17 protein-coding genes are annotated in these 17,439 nt (G+C 48.8%); 9 read left to right on the top strand and 8 right to left on the bottom strand.

Going from position 1 to position 17,439, the window contains the following annotated elements; translation table 11 throughout:
* Window positions 1-106 precede the first annotated feature (106 nt).
* Window positions 107-1,522, top strand: a complete 1,416-nt coding sequence (gene treP / locus ABJ225_RS15845; protein WP_218247543.1) for a PTS system trehalose-specific EIIBC component — start codon at window positions 107-109, stop codon at window positions 1,520-1,522.
* 438 nt (window positions 1,523-1,960) lie between these two features.
* Window positions 1,961-3,658, top strand: a complete 1,698-nt coding sequence (gene treC / locus ABJ225_RS15840) for an alpha,alpha-phosphotrehalase (RefSeq protein WP_347321036.1) — start codon at window positions 1,961-1,963, stop codon at window positions 3,656-3,658.
* A 51-nt stretch (window positions 3,659-3,709) separates the two neighbouring features.
* Here treC and ABJ225_RS15835 read toward each other — a convergent pair whose 3' ends face one another.
* A complete protein-coding gene (locus ABJ225_RS15835; RefSeq protein ID WP_481900633.1) occupies window positions 3,710-4,141 on the bottom strand; it encodes an NUDIX hydrolase in 432 nt (143 codons plus the stop codon).
* A gap of 17 nt (window positions 4,142-4,158) precedes the next feature.
* Window positions 4,159-4,701 (bottom strand): histidine phosphatase family protein, encoded by a 543-nt coding sequence (locus ABJ225_RS15830; protein WP_347321035.1) that lies wholly within the window; start codon window positions 4,699-4,701, stop codon window positions 4,159-4,161.
* A 253-nt stretch (window positions 4,702-4,954) separates the two neighbouring features.
* Between ABJ225_RS15830 and ABJ225_RS15825 the strand changes: the two genes are divergently transcribed.
* Together ABJ225_RS15825 and ABJ225_RS15820 are read left to right on the top strand one after the other, a co-directional pair.
* Window positions 4,955-5,302, top strand: a complete 348-nt coding sequence (locus ABJ225_RS15825) for a YwqH-like family protein (protein ID WP_197089375.1) — start codon at window positions 4,955-4,957, stop codon at window positions 5,300-5,302.
* 27 nt (window positions 5,303-5,329) lie between these two features.
* Window positions 5,330-5,920, top strand: coding sequence for a hypothetical protein (locus ABJ225_RS15820; protein ID WP_218247441.1), 591 nt, complete (start codon window positions 5,330-5,332; stop codon window positions 5,918-5,920).
* Here ABJ225_RS15820 and ABJ225_RS15815 read toward each other — a convergent pair.
* A complete protein-coding gene (locus ABJ225_RS15815; protein WP_318341825.1) occupies window positions 5,853-6,452 on the bottom strand; it encodes a YybH family protein in 600 nt (199 codons plus the stop codon). The genes ABJ225_RS15820 and ABJ225_RS15815 overlap by 68 nt on opposite strands.
* A gap of 121 nt (window positions 6,453-6,573) precedes the next feature.
* On the opposite strand from ABJ225_RS15815, the gene treR reads away from it, so the two are divergent.
* Together treR and ABJ225_RS15805 are read left to right on the top strand one after the other, a co-directional pair.
* Window positions 6,574-7,296: a trehalose operon repressor gene (treR, locus tag ABJ225_RS15810; RefSeq protein WP_347321034.1), complete on the top strand. Its 723-nt coding sequence runs from the start codon at window positions 6,574-6,576 to the stop codon at window positions 7,294-7,296.
* A gap of 145 nt (window positions 7,297-7,441) precedes the next feature.
* Window positions 7,442-7,981, top strand: a complete 540-nt coding sequence (locus ABJ225_RS15805) for a YcxB family protein (protein ID WP_079514350.1) — start codon at window positions 7,442-7,444, stop codon at window positions 7,979-7,981.
* Window positions 7,982-8,025: 44 nt separating this feature from the next.
* Here the strand turns inward: ABJ225_RS15805 and ABJ225_RS15800 are convergent, their stop codons facing one another.
* Together ABJ225_RS15800 and ABJ225_RS15795 are read right to left on the bottom strand one after the other, a co-directional pair.
* Complete coding sequence (locus ABJ225_RS15800) at window positions 8,026-8,706, bottom strand: response regulator (protein WP_053429575.1); 681 nt, start codon at window positions 8,704-8,706, stop codon at window positions 8,026-8,028.
* A gap of 30 nt (window positions 8,707-8,736) precedes the next feature.
* A complete protein-coding gene (locus tag ABJ225_RS15795) occupies window positions 8,737-9,879 on the bottom strand; it encodes a sensor histidine kinase (RefSeq protein ID WP_056539002.1) in 1,143 nt (380 codons plus the stop codon).
* 458 nt (window positions 9,880-10,337) lie between these two features.
* Between ABJ225_RS15795 and ABJ225_RS15790 the strand changes: the two genes are divergently transcribed.
* Complete coding sequence (locus ABJ225_RS15790; protein WP_079514348.1) at window positions 10,338-10,970, top strand: YigZ family protein; 633 nt, start codon at window positions 10,338-10,340, stop codon at window positions 10,968-10,970.
* 324 nt (window positions 10,971-11,294) lie between these two features.
* On the top strand, window positions 11,295-12,491 hold the full coding sequence (locus ABJ225_RS15785; protein ID WP_347321033.1) for an LCP family protein: 1,197 nt from the start codon (window positions 11,295-11,297) through the stop codon (window positions 12,489-12,491).
* 238 nt (window positions 12,492-12,729) lie between these two features.
* Here ABJ225_RS15785 and ABJ225_RS15780 read toward each other — a convergent pair whose 3' ends face one another.
* The 3 genes from ABJ225_RS15780 to ABJ225_RS15770 form a co-directional block, all read right to left on the bottom strand.
* Window positions 12,730-13,779 (bottom strand): glycosyltransferase family 4 protein, encoded by a 1,050-nt coding sequence (locus tag ABJ225_RS15780; protein WP_079514547.1) that lies wholly within the window; start codon window positions 13,777-13,779, stop codon window positions 12,730-12,732.
* Between the two features lie 81 nt (window positions 13,780-13,860).
* Complete coding sequence (locus ABJ225_RS15775; RefSeq protein ID WP_347321032.1) at window positions 13,861-14,970, bottom strand: glycosyltransferase family 4 protein; 1,110 nt, start codon at window positions 14,968-14,970, stop codon at window positions 13,861-13,863.
* 17 nt (window positions 14,971-14,987) lie between these two features.
* Window positions 14,988-15,716: a WecB/TagA/CpsF family glycosyltransferase gene (locus tag ABJ225_RS15770; RefSeq protein ID WP_347321031.1), complete on the bottom strand. Its 729-nt coding sequence runs from the start codon at window positions 15,714-15,716 to the stop codon at window positions 14,988-14,990.
* A 261-nt stretch (window positions 15,717-15,977) separates the two neighbouring features.
* Between ABJ225_RS15770 and ABJ225_RS15765 the strand changes: the two genes are divergently transcribed.
* A complete protein-coding gene (locus ABJ225_RS15765) occupies window positions 15,978-17,438 on the top strand; it encodes an O-antigen ligase family protein (protein ID WP_347321030.1) in 1,461 nt (486 codons plus the stop codon).
* Window position 17,439: the final 1 nt, after the last annotated feature.

Here is a 17,439-nt window from a genome sequence, read left to right as displayed (position 1 = left end):
AACACAGTATTTTGGAAGCGTTACCGATAGATTAGGAGTTTCTACTCATTCCATATGGGGAATGGTTGTTACAAATGTAAGCGAACACATTTCGGGAGGGATTCACATGAGCGTGGATAGACAATCGGTTAAACAGATCATCGAAGCCATCGGGGGAGCGGACAATATTTCGACCGCGACGCACTGCGTGACACGTCTTCGCCTTATTCTGAAGGATGAAGGAAAAGTCGATAAAGAGAAATTGGATGATATCGACATCGTAAAGGGATCTTTCTCTTCAAACGGACAGTTCCAGGTTGTCATCGGGCAGGGACTCGTTGATAAGGCCTATAAAATCCTTGCTGAGGAAACAGGCATCCAAGAAGTATCAAAGGAAGATGTAAAGAATGAAGCGTCCAAGAATTTGAATCCGCTTCAACGGGCCATCAAGACCCTGGCTGATATCTTCATCCCGATCCTGCCGGCCATCGTCATGGCGGGTCTGTTGATGGGGCTGAACAATATCCTTACGGGTCCTGGAATCTTTTTCGACGATAAGTCCGTCATCGACGTCTATCCACAATGGGCAGACCTCACCAATATTATTAATCTGATTGCCAACACGGCCTTCACCTTCCTGCCTGCACTCATCGGTTGGTCGGCCATGAAGCGTTTTGGCGGAAATCCACTGCTAGGGATCGTCCTTGGATTGATCCTCGTCCACCCGGACCTTCTCAATGCGTGGGCCTACGGATCTGCTGAAAAGATCCCGACGTGGAACATCTTCGGTCTTGAAATCGATAAAATCGGGTATCAGGGACAAGTCCTCCCGATCCTCGTTGCCTCTTATGTATTAGCGAAAATCGAGCGTTTCTTAGATAAACATGTTCATGATTCCATCAAGCTGTTGGTCGTAGCACCTGTAGCGTTGCTCGTCACTGGATTGCTTTCCTTCATCGTCATCGGTCCGATCACATTCTTCATCGGTAACCAACTGACAGACGGCGTCATCTGGATCTTCAGTCACTTCGGCTGGCTCGGTGGTCTACTTTACGGTGGATTGTACGCAGTCATGGTCATCACCGGGATGCATCACACGTTCCTGGCCGTCGACCTGCAGCTCGTATCCAACACAGGCGGAACATTCCTATGGCCGATTCTGGCACTATCCAACATCGCACAGGGATCTGCCGCACTCGCCATGATGTTCCTTGCGAAGAAACAAAACCAAAAACTGAGCGGCCTGGCCGGTACCTCCGCCCTATCCGCTTATCTCGGAGTGACTGAACCTGCCATGTTCGGGGTCAACCTGCGCTACAAATTCCCGTTCATCGCAGCCATCATCGGTTCCGCCATCGGAGGAGTCCTGCTCGCCACAACAGGCACCGAAGCCTTCTCCATCGGCGTAGGAGGAATCCCAGGAATCTTCTCCTTCAAACCGCAATACTACCTAACATTCGCCATCGGAATGGTCATCTGTATCATCATCCCATTCCTGCTCACCATCCTATTTGCCAAATTCAGCAAAAACAAAATCAGCTAAAACAGTTGAACCAACTTGTATATACAAGTTAAAATGAGGGAGCGACAAGGACAAACAGTCCCGCTCCCTTTTTACTAATCAAAAAGAAAGCAACCTGGATAGGTCACTACACTCTTTGGAGATAATCAGGAGTAGAGCCAGAGCGCGACTTCCAAACCCACATATAATTGCACTACTTATTACGAAGTAGAGAGGGTTTTCCACACCCATTAAATAGATGTGGAACAAATCATCCTACCTACCACCACAAAGTGCCTTGCAGCGAAGGCCACCTGACTCCTACGGGAATAGAGGCAAGGTTGAGACCCTGCAGGCGCAGCCGAAGCGGCTCAACTGACTCCCCGAGGAAAGCGGACGACCGCAGCGGAAAGGCACGAACCAATCAAATAGTCCATGAACCACACCCTAAAAAACCAAACCAAAAGGAAGGTGTCCCAAATGACCCAACAACAACCACAACCATGGTGGAAAAAAGCAGCCGTCTACCAGATCTACCCCAAAAGCTTCAACGACACAACAGGTAACGGAGTCGGAGACATTCAAGGCATCACCCAAAAACTCGACTACCTCAACAAACTCGGCGTCGACGTCATCTGGCTCACCCCCATCTACGAAAGCCCGCAGCGCGACAACGGCTACGACATCAGCGACTACTTCTCCATCCACGCCGAATACGGCACTATGGAAGACTTCGAGAACCTCCTGAGCGAAGCACACGCCCGCGGCATCAAAGTCATCCTCGACATCGTCATCAACCACACCTCCACAGAGAACCAGTGGTTCATCGAGTCACGTCAGTCAAAAGACAGCGAATACCGTGACTTCTACATCTGGCGCGACGGCAAGCCCGACGGATCCGAGCCGACGAACTGGCAGTCCAAATTCGGAGGAAATGCCTGGAAGTATGACGAAGCGACCGGTCAATACTACCTTCATCTCTTCGACGTCACACAGGCAGACCTCAACTGGGAAAATGATGCTGTCCGCCGTAAGCTGTACGACATGATGCTCTTCTGGCTCGACAAGGGCGTCGACGGCTTCCGTCTTGACGTCATCAACCTGATTTCAAAAGACCAGCGCTTCCCTGATGACGACGGTTCCACCGCTCCTGGAGACGGACGCAAGTTTTACACGGACGGTCCTAATGTTCATGATTACATGCAGGAGATGAACCGTGAAGTCTTCTCGAAACACGACATCATGACCGTCGGGGAGATGTCGTCTACGACGATCGATAACTGCATCAAATACTCGCGTCCCGACAGGAACGAACTCAGCATGACGTTCAACTTCCACCACTTGAAGGTGGATTACCCCGGCGGTGAGAAATGGACGGTCGCCGACTTTGACTTCCAGCAGCTCAAGGACATCCTCTCCACCTGGCAGAAGGAAATGCACGACGGCGGAGGATGGAACGCCCTCTTCTGGTGTAACCACGACCAGCCAAGGATCGTGAGCCGCTACGGAAATGACGGAGAGTTCCATAAGGAATCAGCGAAAATGCTCGCCACGACCATCCACATGATGCAGGGGACGCCTTATATTTACCAAGGGGAAGAATTCGGGATGACGAATCCGAAGTTCACGAGCATTGATGAGTATCGGGACGTGGAGTCGATCAATATGTTCAACATCATGAAGGAACAAGGGAAATCGGAAGACGAAATCCTTGAGATCCTAAGACATAAATCCCGCGATAACTCCCGTACGCCTGTTCAGTGGGATGGAAGTGAAAACGCAGGATTCACTACAGGACAGCCCTGGATCCCTGTTGCAAAGAACTTCCGGGAGTTCAACGCTGAAGCCGCAATGGATGATCCATCATCTGTGTTCTATCATTATCAAAAGCTGATCAAGCTAAGGAAAGAGTACGACGTGATCACGGATGGTGATTACCAGCTCATCCTCGAAGACGATCCACACCTGTTCGCCTATGTGCGCAACGGAGAGGACGAGAAACTGCTGGTGGTGAATAATTTCTACGGAACAGACGCCACATTCACCCTGCCTGAAGAAGTGAACGTGAATGGGTGGACGAGTGACATCCTGCTCTCCAACTATGAAGATACCGCCAATGTTTTTACCCATATGAACCTTCGACCTTATGAATCCGTCGTGTTCCGCTTGACGAAATGATGATGCAAAAACCGGGCAGCCCCTCCAGGCCGCCCGGTTTTTTTATGGTGTTTACATCCATTCTGGACTCAATTCGTTGACGATCCTCCTGGCTTTCGGTACCAGTGGGGATGGCAGGTCATCAAGCGGGAAGTACCTTAGCTCCCTGGATTCTCTTGTGATTTCAAGCGTACCCGTGGTCGTTCTGGCCAGGTACACCGCTGTGACACCGTAGATTTGATCACCGTTCGGATACGTGTGGCATTCCTCCTGTCCCGAAAGGACCCGAATGAACTGCAATTCCCCTGCGAGGAGTCCCGTTTCTTCATGGAGTTCACGGGCTGCCGTCTCTTCAAGGCTTTCACCATACTCCATCACACCACCGGGAATCCCCCATATATCGGCATCCGATCGGTACTGAAGGAGCAGTTCTTTTCTCTCATTTATGCATAGGACAGTGGCTCCCGCTACCATCAAGGGCTGGGTCCCTATCAACCTTCTCATTTCCTTGATATAATCGCTCATTTCCATACCCTTTTGATGACCGGGGCCTCTACCGAAAAATCCAGTCGGTAGATATCCGGATTCGATAGGGTCTTCCACTGTGTGAAACCGAATGTGTCATCGAATCGTTTCAGTAAAAGAGCCATGAGGTTCCCATGGGTGGCAATGACGGTGACGGGGTGTTGGCGTTGCAGCACGTCATCGATTACCTCCATCCCCCTCTCCATCGCCTGCCGACTGGACTCTCCGCCTGGATACGAGAGCTCCAGATCCGTGAAGGTCCTCTCCAGCATGGACAGCCACTCGGGCTGATCCTGCCCTGCCAGGACCCTTTCCGAAAGGCGTGTCTCTTCTTCAAGAGGGATCCCATGCTCCTCTGCCAGTCCCCTGACTGTATCGACCGCTCTAAGGTAAGGACTGGTCAGGATGGAGTCCACGCTGATCCCTTCGAAAAAGGCTGTGACACGATCTGCCTGTTCTTCTCCTTCTCTGGTCAATCGGGCATCAGGCGCCTGCCCTTCTGCCTTGCAGTGCCTGACAAGATAAATGGTTTTGTTCATACTCTATTCCCCCTATGTCACTCTTTGTCTATTTCATTATTCTTCTCGTGATGAATGATACCCTTTTTTGTAAAATGTTAGATTATATTTCTTGAATATGGGTATATAGTAACCTGTACCGCCTTTCCTCTCAACTACCTCCTTTTTTGGTATCTTAGACCTATTTATCTTAAATGTTTCCATTTGATACCATAACATAGGTATATACAACACATTTTTGAAGGGGCTGAATCCTTTGTCCTACCTATCATTCATGGTCACACAGATCGGGGAAAAGCGTAAGCAGCTTGAACGTCTGAGGACCTCCAAAACCAACATGAATCAACTCCAAGGTGAATTTAATCAGTATACTCAAAAAGTAAAGCAGCCCGAGCTCAGTGCAACGACCTGGCAGGGAACCCGCGCCAACGAGTTTGAAGAAGTCCGTGAACAGTTCAACGAAGCCTATCGGGATATCTCCCAAAGTCAGATGGACTCTGCCATCACATCCATCGAATCGAAGATTTCCTCTCTCGAAGCGGAGATCGCTGCCCTCGAAGTGAGTATGGACAAAGAGGTCAAGCGTCTCGAAGAAGAGAATAAGAAGGATCCGATCATGTAACGAACCTTTTTAGAAGGGATTTAATCCATGACCCCAGAACAACATTTCAAGCGGAATACATACCGCATTATTCTGCTCGCATTCGGAATTCTTGGCCTGATAGTGGGAATCATACCACTGATCACTGCCTTGAGTATGATCAGCAAGCATCCTCTTACGGATTATCTTGCCTTCTTGATCGCCGGGGGTGTGAATATCCTTGTTGTTGGCATCATCTTTTGGATACGCGCACGCTTCTTTCCAAAGGTGTCCGCGTCCGAGGTTCAGCCTTCAACGCCCGGTCCACCTGAAGAACTGACGCCACTGAAGAAGTTTTTGAGAATCGCTATTCTCGTTTATGCACTCTTCATCGTGATCGCGTCGACGATTTCTTCCGGCACTTTGTTCATCGTCTCTCTCATCCACGGCGAGCTCACTTGGAGGAATGTCGCCGGACTCGCATTCGTGCTTGTCTTATCATACGGATTTGCCGGAATCATCCTGTGGATCCGTTCGATTTTTAAGAAAGCCCGTGTAAAAAGGACTGCCCCATCAGGAGCAGTCCTCTTTCTCATTCTTCGTCATCGCTCGCCTGGAAGAAGATCGCTACAACCTTCCATCCATCGTCCTGCTTGTTGAATACCGTCACCTGACGCCCGGAGCGCGTCACTTCTTTCCCGCTGTCAGGATCCTTGGTTGTTGCGCTGATTTCAGCGTATACATCTGACTTCACTTCATTGTAGTTGATGATCTTGACGTTTTCTGCCGTACGTTTTGAATCGACTGAATCAAAGATCTGCTTCACATACTTTTCTTCATCTTCATATTTGAAGTTGATCGGTTGCTTCGAGATGAGATTCATATACGCATCATAGTCCTTCTCATTGAAGGTCTTGATATATTGATCAAACGTCTGGGTCAACTCTTCTTTATCTTCTGCAGGGATTCCTTCTGCTTCCTCCAGCTTCTGGGCCCGTTCGACAATTTTGTCATTTTCGGAGGTCGGGAGCTCTTGCTGAACTTGTTCCTCGCTCTTTTTGTTTTCATCCGCCTTGGATTCTTCGGATGTTTTTTTGTCTTCCTTCTTCTCTTCGTCTGCACTGCATGCCCCGAGAAGCAGCGTACTGATGCCTATACCCAACATGATTTTTTTCCAATGCTGTTTCGACAATGCTCTTCACCCTTATTCATTAGATTTGCACTATCTCCATTCTATTGAAAATATTCGCAACACTCAAGTCGATTCTCAATTCTTTGTGACAGATATGGTAAAATGAGAGCAGGTGATCATAATGACAAAACGGAATAAATATTATCAGATCTATACCGATTTATCGGACCATATACAGAACGGTACCTACGCACCCGACACGATCCTCCCTTCGGAGAATGAACTGTCCGACATGTACGATACCTCCCGGGAAACGATCCGCAAGGCGCTTACGATGCTTGCGCAGAACGGATACATCCAGAAGCTGCGCGGAAAGGGATCCCTAGTCCTGGACGTATCCCGTATGAACTTCCCCGTCTCGGGACTCGTGAGCTTCAAAGAACTGCAGCAGTCCATGGGCCGCGAATCGATCAAGACACACGTTCACCGTTTCGGTCTCATCCTGGCTGATGATCAGCTCGCCTCCCTCCTCCAGACCACCGTCGGCGATGAAGTATGGGAGGTGGCCCGCTCACGTGAAATCGGCGGGGAACGGATCATCCTCGATAAGTCGTACTTCATGAAGTCCCGCGTCCCCCTCCTCACCCAGGAAATCTGCGAGAACTCAATTTATGAGCATCTCGAAGGCACCCTCGGACTTCCCATCGATTTTGCCAAAAAGGAAATCGTCGTGGAGCCCTGTACGAAAGAGGACGAGAAGCTCTTGGATCTGAAAGGATATGACCATGTGGTCGTTGTGCGGAACATGGTCCACTTGAAGGACGCCGTCCGTTTTGAGTACACAGAATCACGTCACAGGCTGGATATGTTCCGGTTTGTGGATTTTGCGAGGCGGAAGCATTGATAGAGGAAGAGCCATGGTGGATGCCGTGGCTTTTTTCTTGCTTTACGTCTTGAATTCAACGTCCTTTCTATGATTAAGTAGAGATAATGACCTAAAAATACATAAAAAGGGCAATTAAGGGATTTTTACTCAGGGGGAGTTAAACTTGCTGACAGAGAAGAGGTTGACGGTTAATGGAACCGTCACAAAAGAAGAATTCACTACATTCGGGTTGTATCATTTCAAGAAGTTTCATACCATTACGTTCTATTTTCTATTGGTGGTGGTATTCCTTATCTTCGCAATCCCAACGAGTACAATGGTTGAACTCGATGTCTATATCTATTTTATTGGACTCTACGGAGTTATTTCACTGGTGAGTTCGTTGCTTGTGTTACTGATCGGAAGAACTGCCGTGAAGGTAAGGACTTCAAAAGAGTATAAAAGTGACCCGCTAATTCAGAATAAAATAACCTATACGTTTTCCGAGAACGAAATCCAACAAACGTTCGGCCGATCCGCAGGGTACTTTGAGTGGAGTAACCTCCGCTCAGTACATGAGAACAAGGATATGTTCCGGCTATATGTATCAAAATCGAAAGCGATTATCCTCCCTAAACGTTTTTTTGATTCTAGTTCAGAAATAGACCAATTCAAGAAGTTGTTAAGGGATCAAGTCGACGAGCGTAAAGTGAAGTTTATGTAAGCAAAAAGAAGGCAGCCAGAATGGCTGCCTTCTCATAATCCGTATTATCGTACTTCCACCCAACCATTTTTAATGGCTGTGACAACTGCTTGCGTTCGGTCGTTCACATTCATCTTCTGAAGGATGTTACTGACGTGGTTCTTGACGGTTTTCTCACTGATGTAGAGGGCTTCACCGATCCCACGGTTGCTCTTCCCATCTGCAAGCATCTGCAGAACTTCACACTCACGGCGCGTGAGGAGGTGAAGCGGGCGGCGAACTTCGGATTGCTGGAATCCGCCTGAATTGGATGCATTGGCCAGGCGACGGTATTCAGCCACCAGGTTGTGCGTCACTTTAGGATGGATGTATGATCCACCTTCAGCCACGATTTTGACTGCGTCCACAAGGGCATCGGAATCCATTTCCTTAAGCAGGTAGCCAAGGGCACCTGTTTTCAAAGCATGGTTTACGTAGTTCTCATCATCGTGGATGGAGAGGATGATGACTTTTGTCTCCGGATATTTATCCATGAGCTCGCGCGTTGCCTCGACGCCGTTGATTTCAGGCATATTGATGTCCATGAGGACGACATCCGGCTCGTGCTCTGCCACAAGGCCTGAGGCATCTGCTCCGTCATCCCCTTCTGCTACTACGTTGAATGAAGGTTCGAATTCCAAAATCCGTTTTACCCCTTCACGAAATAGCTGATGATCATCGATGATAACGATATTAGTTGTTGCCATGTCATTCGCCTCCCTAAACCTTAGAAAAATTTACATATTCAGAGGTACGCGGATCAGTATGACTGTCCCGCCTCCTACTTTTGAGTCGATCGTGATGTCTCCTTCCAGAAGGTCGACACGCTCTTTCATCCCCATGATGCCAAAGGATCCCGTTTTTTGTGTATGTAGATCGAATCCCTTGCCGTTGTCTTTGATGACGACGGTTATATTGTCTTTCTTTACTTCCACTTTTACTTGAATGTGAGTGGCCTCGGCATGCTTGAGCGAGTTCTGGACGCTTTCCTGCACCATTCTGAAGAGGGCGACTTCGAACTTCGGCGGGAGCCGGATATCGAGACCCATATTGATGAACTGGATGCTCGTCTTATCGTTGTATTCTTCAATGGTACTCAAGTATTTCTTGAGCGTCGGCACGAGTCCCAGATCATCAAGTGCCATGGGACGCAGGTCGTAAATGATTCGACGGACCTCATAGAGTGCCGAGCGGACCATGCGTTTCAGATCGCGGATTTCTTTGATCGCATCATCGGTGGTCTTCTCACGGAAGACCCGTTCGATGAGATCGGAACGGATGAGGACGTTTGCCATCATCTGGGCCGGTCCATCATGGATTTCTCTGGAGACACGCTTACGCTCATCTTCCTGGGCTTCAATGATCTGGAGGCCGAAATCCTGACGCTGCTTCGCGTCTTCAAGGGCTTCATTCACTTCACGTAAATCACTGTTCAAATAATTGAGAACCACGGAAATCTGCGAGCAGAGATTCTCTGCCTTATCGATCGTCTCCCCCAATGACCTCATGCGTCGTTCGAGTTCATCGCGGCGGTCGCGCAGCTGTTTTTCCTGCTGTCGGTTCATAAGAAGTTTCATTTGGAAATCGTGGGCTTTTTCATAGGCGTCCCTGACCTGGTCTTCCGAGTAGGTCTGAAAATGCTTGCTCACTTCAGAAAGCCTGAGGCGTGCGAGCCTTGACCTCTTGTGGAGCTCATCCCCCTCGTCGATGACCTTCAGGACCTTATTCTTAACATCTAATAGTTCTTGCATTAAGTCTTGGTAATCATTCCGGCATTGCTCACCGATCTGAAAGATTTCACCCTTGCTCTCATCGACCGTGTCGATCATCTTCTCAAGGATTCCATCCAGGATCTTGGTGTCGATTTTTTTCAGTGACACGGTACACCCCTCTTTTGTTCCACGATAATCATGGACTTCGATTAGAGTTGGAAACGCTATACTTCTATACTAAGTACACATCCAACAATGTTCAACACGTTTCGGTCGAAAAGATAGTGACCTAAGTCCCAATCAGCATTGAAACATCGCATTCTCTAACCATTTCCATAGGGATAGTTGAAACTCCTTTATTCATCTAGGCATATTCCTACATCCTTTACATACCCAAGGAAGGCATTGGCAAAAACCTGTACCTTTCCAGGAGGTAGAAAGTATGACTATCAGCGTCCATTATACCATGACGCCTATAGGAGGAGATTAAAGTTTCATTACATTGTATTACCATTATTTCATGTAATACCAACTATTCCCTCGAATAAAGTCTTTCCCTTGTGCATTATGATTCATTTTTTTATATAGTAGGAATAGAGTATTCACGCCGTTAGGAGGTAAGCGAATTGCTTCATAAATATTATACTGTAAAAGGACCCGGCGAGAACGAGATCGTCATCGAACGCTCCCGCTTCATCGCCCATGTAGCCCGTGTCGAAACAGAAGAAGAGGCACAGGCCTTCATCGCTGATATTAAGAAGCAGCATTGGAGCGCAAATCATAACTGCTCAGCTTATATGATCGGGGAAAACAACCTCATACAGAAGGCCAATGACGACGGAGAACCTAGCGGAACGGCTGGCGTCCCTATGCTTGAAGTGTTGAAGAAGCGCGACTTGAAGGATACCGTCGTGGTCGTCACCCGCTACTTCGGCGGCATCAAACTCGGTGCAGGCGGCCTCATCCGCGCGTACGGTAAGAGCACGTCTGAAGGCTTGAATACAACAGGTATCGTCGAACGGAAGCTCATGCGCATCATGAAGACAAAAATCGACTACACCTGGCTCGGGAAGGTGGAGAATGAAGTCCGCTCCTCCCACTACGAGCTCAAGGAGATCCACTATCTCGATGCTGTCGAAGTCGAAGTCTATGTTGAAGAAGCTGCCAAGGATGGCTTCACTTCCTGGATGATCGAACTCACCAATGGACAAGGTGAAATCAGTGAAGGCGAAGTGGAATATTTGGAGACGCTTATATAAACACTAAGGAGGCAGATTCCACGGAATCTGTCTTTTTTCATCATAAGGTGTAGGATGAATGAAAAACGGGTATAGAACGATGTTAAGGAATATCAAAATCGGCTCTAACGAGTACCTACTATCTTGAGGATTGCAGCGGCGGGGTCTGTCCCGCTTTTTTTGTAAGTGTACTGTAATAAAAATTTCATTTTACGGTGGTTATGTAACATAGTACAATTGAGCTTAGGTAAAAAACGCGAATATTCTTAGATATTGTAGGTATTACTCGAAAAAAGGAGCTTCTTAAATATGTCGCATAACGGAATATATCGAGATGATCAGATCATGAAAAAGAAGAAACGCCGCAGAAGAATCTTCTTCTTCCTCATCATCCCCCTTCTCATCGTCACCTTTTCAGCCGCCGCATTCGGTGCAGTCGTTCTTAAAAAAGCAGAAAACGTATTCAATAAATCGTACGATAACATCGACGGCCGCGAAAAATCCAACCTCCGCGAAACCGCAGTAAACCCCGACGTTGATAATGTATCCATTTTGTTCATCGGTGTTGATGGCAGTGACGTACGTGGAAACACGAAAGATCGCTCAGATGCCTTGATGCTTGCCACCTTGAACGAAAAAGATAAATCGGTGAAGCTGGTCAGCATCCCACGTGACTCATATGTCTATTTGGAAGACGCAGGCTATAAAACGAAAATCAACCATGCTCACGCCTACGGAGGACCGAAAGCCTCCATCGAAGCAGTGGAACAGCTGATGAACATCCCGGTTGACTACTACGTGAAAATGAACTTCAACGCCTTCATCGATGTGGTCGATGCCCTTGAAGGAATTGATGTCGACGTACCATATGAATTAAAAGAGCAGAACTCCAAAGATAAAGCAGAAGCCATCCACCTGATGCCGGGCGAGCAGACCCTGGACGGGGAACAAGCTCTTGCACTGGCAAGGACGCGACACTACGATAACGACATCGAACGCGGTAAGCGCCAGCAGATGATCCTCCAGGGAATCGTGAAGAAAGCTGCTTCGGGCAACGCCATCACGAAGTATGACGACATCCTTGAAGCGATCGGAAACAACATGGCCACCAACATGACGTTCGACGAAATGAAAGCTTTCTCAAGCTACGGATTAACCAAGAAGCTATCCATCGAGAACATCACCCTTGAAGGGGAAGACACTTACATCGACGGCGTCTACTACTGGCTCCTCGATGATACAAGCGTCGCCAACACCAGCCTGGAGCTAAGAAACCATCTGGGACTGTCCCAATCGCAGACAGCGGATAACATTAACACCGAAGAAAACGGTGAAGAAACCGACCCTTATGGCACTGAAGATGATGCTACGACTACTGAAGAAGAAAGCGACCCCTACAGCGAGTCTACCGATGAATCCGGAACGTACGATGATACTTCGGACGACACTGGAACCTATGATGAAACCGGAGAAGATACGGGCCCTGCACTGGAAGAGATTCCTCATGCAGAAACCGAATCGGATCCTTATGCAGAACAGTGATGGAAGAGCACCCGCCTGGTTGGCGGGTGTTTTTTTGTTGGATGCGGTGGTGCCAGGCACCTTTTACCGTTTTTGTGCCTGGCACCATTCCCCCTTTTGTACCTGGCACCATTTCCCCTTTTTGTACCTGGCACCATATCGCCATTTGGTGCCAGGTACAAAAAATCCTCCCCTCACCACACCTAACGCAAAAAAGCAGCCAACCCGATGAGGTTGGCTGCTTTTTGCAACAATCATCTTATTTCCTACTCGTCCGTGCCTTTACGAACTTGATCAGCGGTTGGTAGTTGGAGTTGACCAAACCGATGCTCTCGATGAACCATTCGATGGCGAAGAGCAGGATAGTGAGGAGGATGAGGCCTCCCCAGACGGTGGACATGGAGAAGATGATGGCGGCTAGGCTGAACATGGCGGCCATGGCGTAGATGATGATGACCGTTTGTTTGTGACTGAAGCCCGCCCTCAGCAAGCAGTGATGCAGGTGGGATTTGTCCGGTGCGGACAATGGGCTTTTGTTCTTGTACCTTCTGAGTATGGCGAAGAAGGTATCTGAGATCGGTACTCCAAGGATGATGAACGGGATGACGAGTGAGACCATCGTGACGTTCTTGAATCCGAGGAGGGCCAGTACGGATATGATGTATCCGAGGAAGAGGGATCCGGTGTCCCCCATGAAAATCTTGGCCGGATGGAAATTGTAGTACAGGAAGCCAAGGGAGCTTACCAGTACGATCATGGCGAGCGTCATGACGAAGATATCGCCTTTCAGCATGGCCATGAAGCCGATGGTGGCAAGTCCGATGGTGCAGACACCTGCTGCCAATCCGTCGAGGCCATCAATGAAGTTGATGGCGTTTGTGATCCCGACGATCCAAAGGATGGTGATCGGGATACTGAGCAATCCGAACTTCAACTCTGTGTCGAAGAACGGCACGTTGATGAAGTTGATTTTCACACCGCCTAGGACGACGATGAGGGCCGCAGCAATTTGTCCGACGAACTTCCATTTTGCCGATAGCTGGAAGATGTCATCTGCCATCCCCGTAAGGAGGATCACGCCGCTTCCGATGATGATCGGAAGGGCATATTGATCTTCTGGACGGAGGATGAGATATCCCGTGATGAATCCGATATAAATAGCCAGTCCGCCAAGGCGGGGCATGATTTTGCTGTGCACCTTGCGATCCTCCGGTTTGTCGGTCGCGCCCACTGCGAACGCAAACCGCTTAACAAGGGGTGTGATCGCGATGGTGAGGGCAAAGCATATGAGTAATGTCAGAATTAACATTGGCATTGTCATTGTACACCTCTTAATCGTTAATCTACCCGGTTGGTCGATTGATGAATACAGGTAATTCTTAGATGCGGCTTATCCGAGCAGCCTCAAATATACATTATAAACGTTCTTGGCGAAATGCTCTACTGAAAAATTGTCCCTGCTGTGCATTCTTAACTTTTGTCCTATTTCACGGAGTCGTTCATTCCGCTTCAGCTCAATGGCAGCGAGGAGCTTTTCCGTCAGGCTCTTCTCATCATCGATGGGGACGATCCATCCGTAGTCATCTGAGGGGATCAGTAGGTCGACCCCTCCGACGTCCGTGGTGATCACGGGGACGTTGGATCGTGCGGCTTCCAACAGGACAAGGGGAAAGCTCTCGCTGTAGGATGTAAGGAGCACAAGGTCCGATAGAGGGTACAATCGCTCTACATCATTACGGTGACCGAGGAACCCTACGCAGGATGAAAGTCCATTAGCCTTGACGAAGGATTCAAGTCCTTCCCGTTCCGATCCGTCACCGGCGATGAGGAGCTTGATTCCGGTCTGGTGGTGGTGTTGAATCAGGTTTCGAAGGGCAGTGAGCGCCAGCTTATGGTTCTTCACCGCTTCGAGCCTGGCCACCATCAGCATAACGAAGTCTCCTTCTTTTACCCCTATTTCTTCTCTTTCAAACGGTTTCGACAGCGGTTTGTCGAAGTCGATCCCGTTCAGGATGACGGTGATCTTCTCTGACGGGATGCCGAGATCCATCAGGATGGTCTTGAACCGCTCCGAGATGGCAAGGAAGTGGTCTGCCTGTTTGAGGGCATTCAGGTTCGTCCTGGTGAAGACTTTCCCGGTAATCCCTTGGCCCATGAAGTCATCTCGGGGATCACTATGTACGGTCACCACCCACTTCACGCCCGTCCTTTTCCGGATGAAGGGCGCATAGCAGTTCGCTCTTGCTCCGTGGGTGTGAATCATGTCGATTCCATGCTTTTCTATAAAGGTACCAATTTTTCTGACAATCGTAAAGTCGAATCTTGACTTTTGGTTGAAATTTACCAGTTGGATATTCTGCTCAACCCCGCGCTTATACATTTCCCCTTCTTCAAAAACGCCGAGAAAAAATTCTTCCCGGCTCAGTTCATTTAATAAGGACAGGATGTGAAACATGCCTCCGCCGCTTTCGTTGCCGGCATTCAGGTGCAGGATCTTCACGATGGGACCTCCCAGCGTTATTCTTTGGATTTCATGACGGTGATGATGAATTGTGGCAGCACGAGCATCCTCCTCCAGCGTGAAGGCTGCTTCAGGAGACGGTAGAACCACTCCAGGTGCACTTTTTGGAAAAAGACCGGGGCTCTCTTTACATGGCCTGCCAGGACATCGATGCTTCCGCCGACTCCCATGAAGACCCCTTTTTCTACCTTGGGCAGATTGGCCGCAATCCATTTCTCTTGGCGCGGGAAGCCAAGGGCGACCAGGATGACATCGGGTTTGGTACGCTGGATGTCTTCAAGGATGGTTTCATCGTCATCTTGGAAGTACCCATGATGATGACCTGACAGGTGAAGATTCGGATATGTGGTGTGTAGGTTCTGAACGGCTTCTTCAAGGATCTCAGGCTTTGCTCCCACTATATAGAAGGAAATGGGGTTTTCATTCCCAAGGGCAAGCAAGTCCTCCATCAGTTCGAAACCAGGCACCCGCTCCATCAGGGGCGTCTTCTTCATCTTGGACGCGATGATCACACCGATGCCGTCGGGGACGATGATGTCGGCTGTCTTAAGGATGGCGTGGTATTCCCGGTCTTCCCTCGCCTGCATGACGATTTCAGGATTGGCCGTGACCACAAGAGCTTTCTTTTCTTCTTTTATATACTGTTGATAGAGGTCTTTTACGACCTCGGATTTACGTTGATTCACAAAAGGTACGTCGAGTATGGTGATGGTTTGGTTTGTCATTTCGTGTCTACCTCTCTTGTCGATTCTCCCCTTTATTCTATCCCAGCCGCCCCGTTACTGAAACAGTTATTGTGTTACAACTCCATGACGTTGGAGGAATTTCCGATTCGATTCTATAATAAGATAGATTGTCGGCGGATGGTTCCATGTCATCAATTTTTTACCATCCCTTTAGGAATCTTTACAAAATGTTAAATAAAACAATAAATTCGTTTATTAAGCTTATACTAGGAAATAACCTCTCAGAAGGGTGGTCATGTTTTGTTGTCGAAGCTTCAGCATCTGGTATTGCTTGCGGTCATTGCGCTAGTGGTACCTTCCGTATTTACACATCCGGTGGTTGCCTATCTCTCCACCCTCCTTAGCTTATTCTTCATCGCATGGAATAAGAAGAACGGATTGTTGCTCTTATTCATATACTTCCCAATCCGGCCGTTCTTACTAGAATTGAATCCGGGCTTCAAGCTCATGGGCGACTGTCTGTTGATCGTCTTGTTCCTTGCCGCCCTTTACGGGTTCATCCGGGACCGGGGATCATGGAAGACGTATGCCTTCACGGGCTTCATCCTGCTGTTCTGCCTCGTCGGGACGATTGCAGCCTTTCAGACGGGCGTCGGCCTGTCTGCCATTATCTTTCAGAATCGCGCCTATTTCATCACCTTCCTGATCCTCTTCATCGTCGGTCAGTGGAAGATGAATAAAGAAGATATCGGATATTTCCTCCAACTCTCTATCGTGATGGGGTCAATCCTGTCTGTACACGGAATCATCGAGTACCTCTTTTCTAGGACATTTCTTGTTCCGGAGGCATGGACGAACTGGAATCTGTCCTCTGTAAATGAGATGAGGGTGTACGGCCTGACGGCGAATCCGAACGTACTTGGTACATATTTATCCATCTGTCTCTTTATCACCCTTTATGTCCTGTCCGTTGCGAAGCGATGGCGGATCCTTTACGTCCTTGCCTCCATCCTGATGCTCGGCACCCTCTGCCTCACCTACTCCAGGGGTTCGATTCTGGCCTTCGGGGTTGCCTTCATCGTGTATGTGCTCTGGAAAAGGGCTTGGAAAATGGGAGCGGGACTGATTCTATCCATTGTATTGGGGCTCTTCCTGATCTATTACCCTGCCGGTATTGCACGGGAGGAGATCGACGCCCATACGATCAGCGATGGGCATATGCCCGATGTTCCACAGGAAGATGTTGAGCCTGACAGCGCACCGCCGCCGAATGAACGGTCATCCGCATTCTCCAATCGCTTCAAAGAAATTTTCTCTGACGACATCATTGAGAAAAGCAGTCAGTGGGGCAGGCTGTATGTGGTCTTCAAGGGAATTGATATCTATCTCATGAATCCTGTGATCGGGACGGGATTCGGGACGTTCGGGGATTCGGCGACGCTGAGCTACGGGACACCGATCGCCGAGAGGTATCAGCTGCCGGACAGGATGTACTCGGATAATCAATACATCCAGCTCCTCGTGCAGACCGGGACACTGGGGACAGTGAGCGTCCTCGCATTTGTGGTGGCGGTCTTCATCATCACGTGGAAGAGGAGAAAAGACCCCGTTGCTCCGGTGCTTTTCTGCCTGATCCTGGCGACATTGCTCACGGCCCTGTTCTATAATGTACTGGAGGAGAAGATTCTTACGCTGTACTTCTACTCCCTACTGGGCTATTTCCTTACGAAAGAAAGGACGCCCCATTCTCTTAAAAAATGAG

Source organism: Rossellomorea sp. RS05 (assembly GCF_039822645.1).
GTDB classification, from domain to species: Bacteria; Bacillota; Bacilli; order Bacillales; family Bacillaceae_B; genus Rossellomorea; species Rossellomorea marisflavi_B.
Note: the sequence above shows the minus strand (reverse complement) of the source record. Positions and strands in the feature narration are given on the sequence as shown.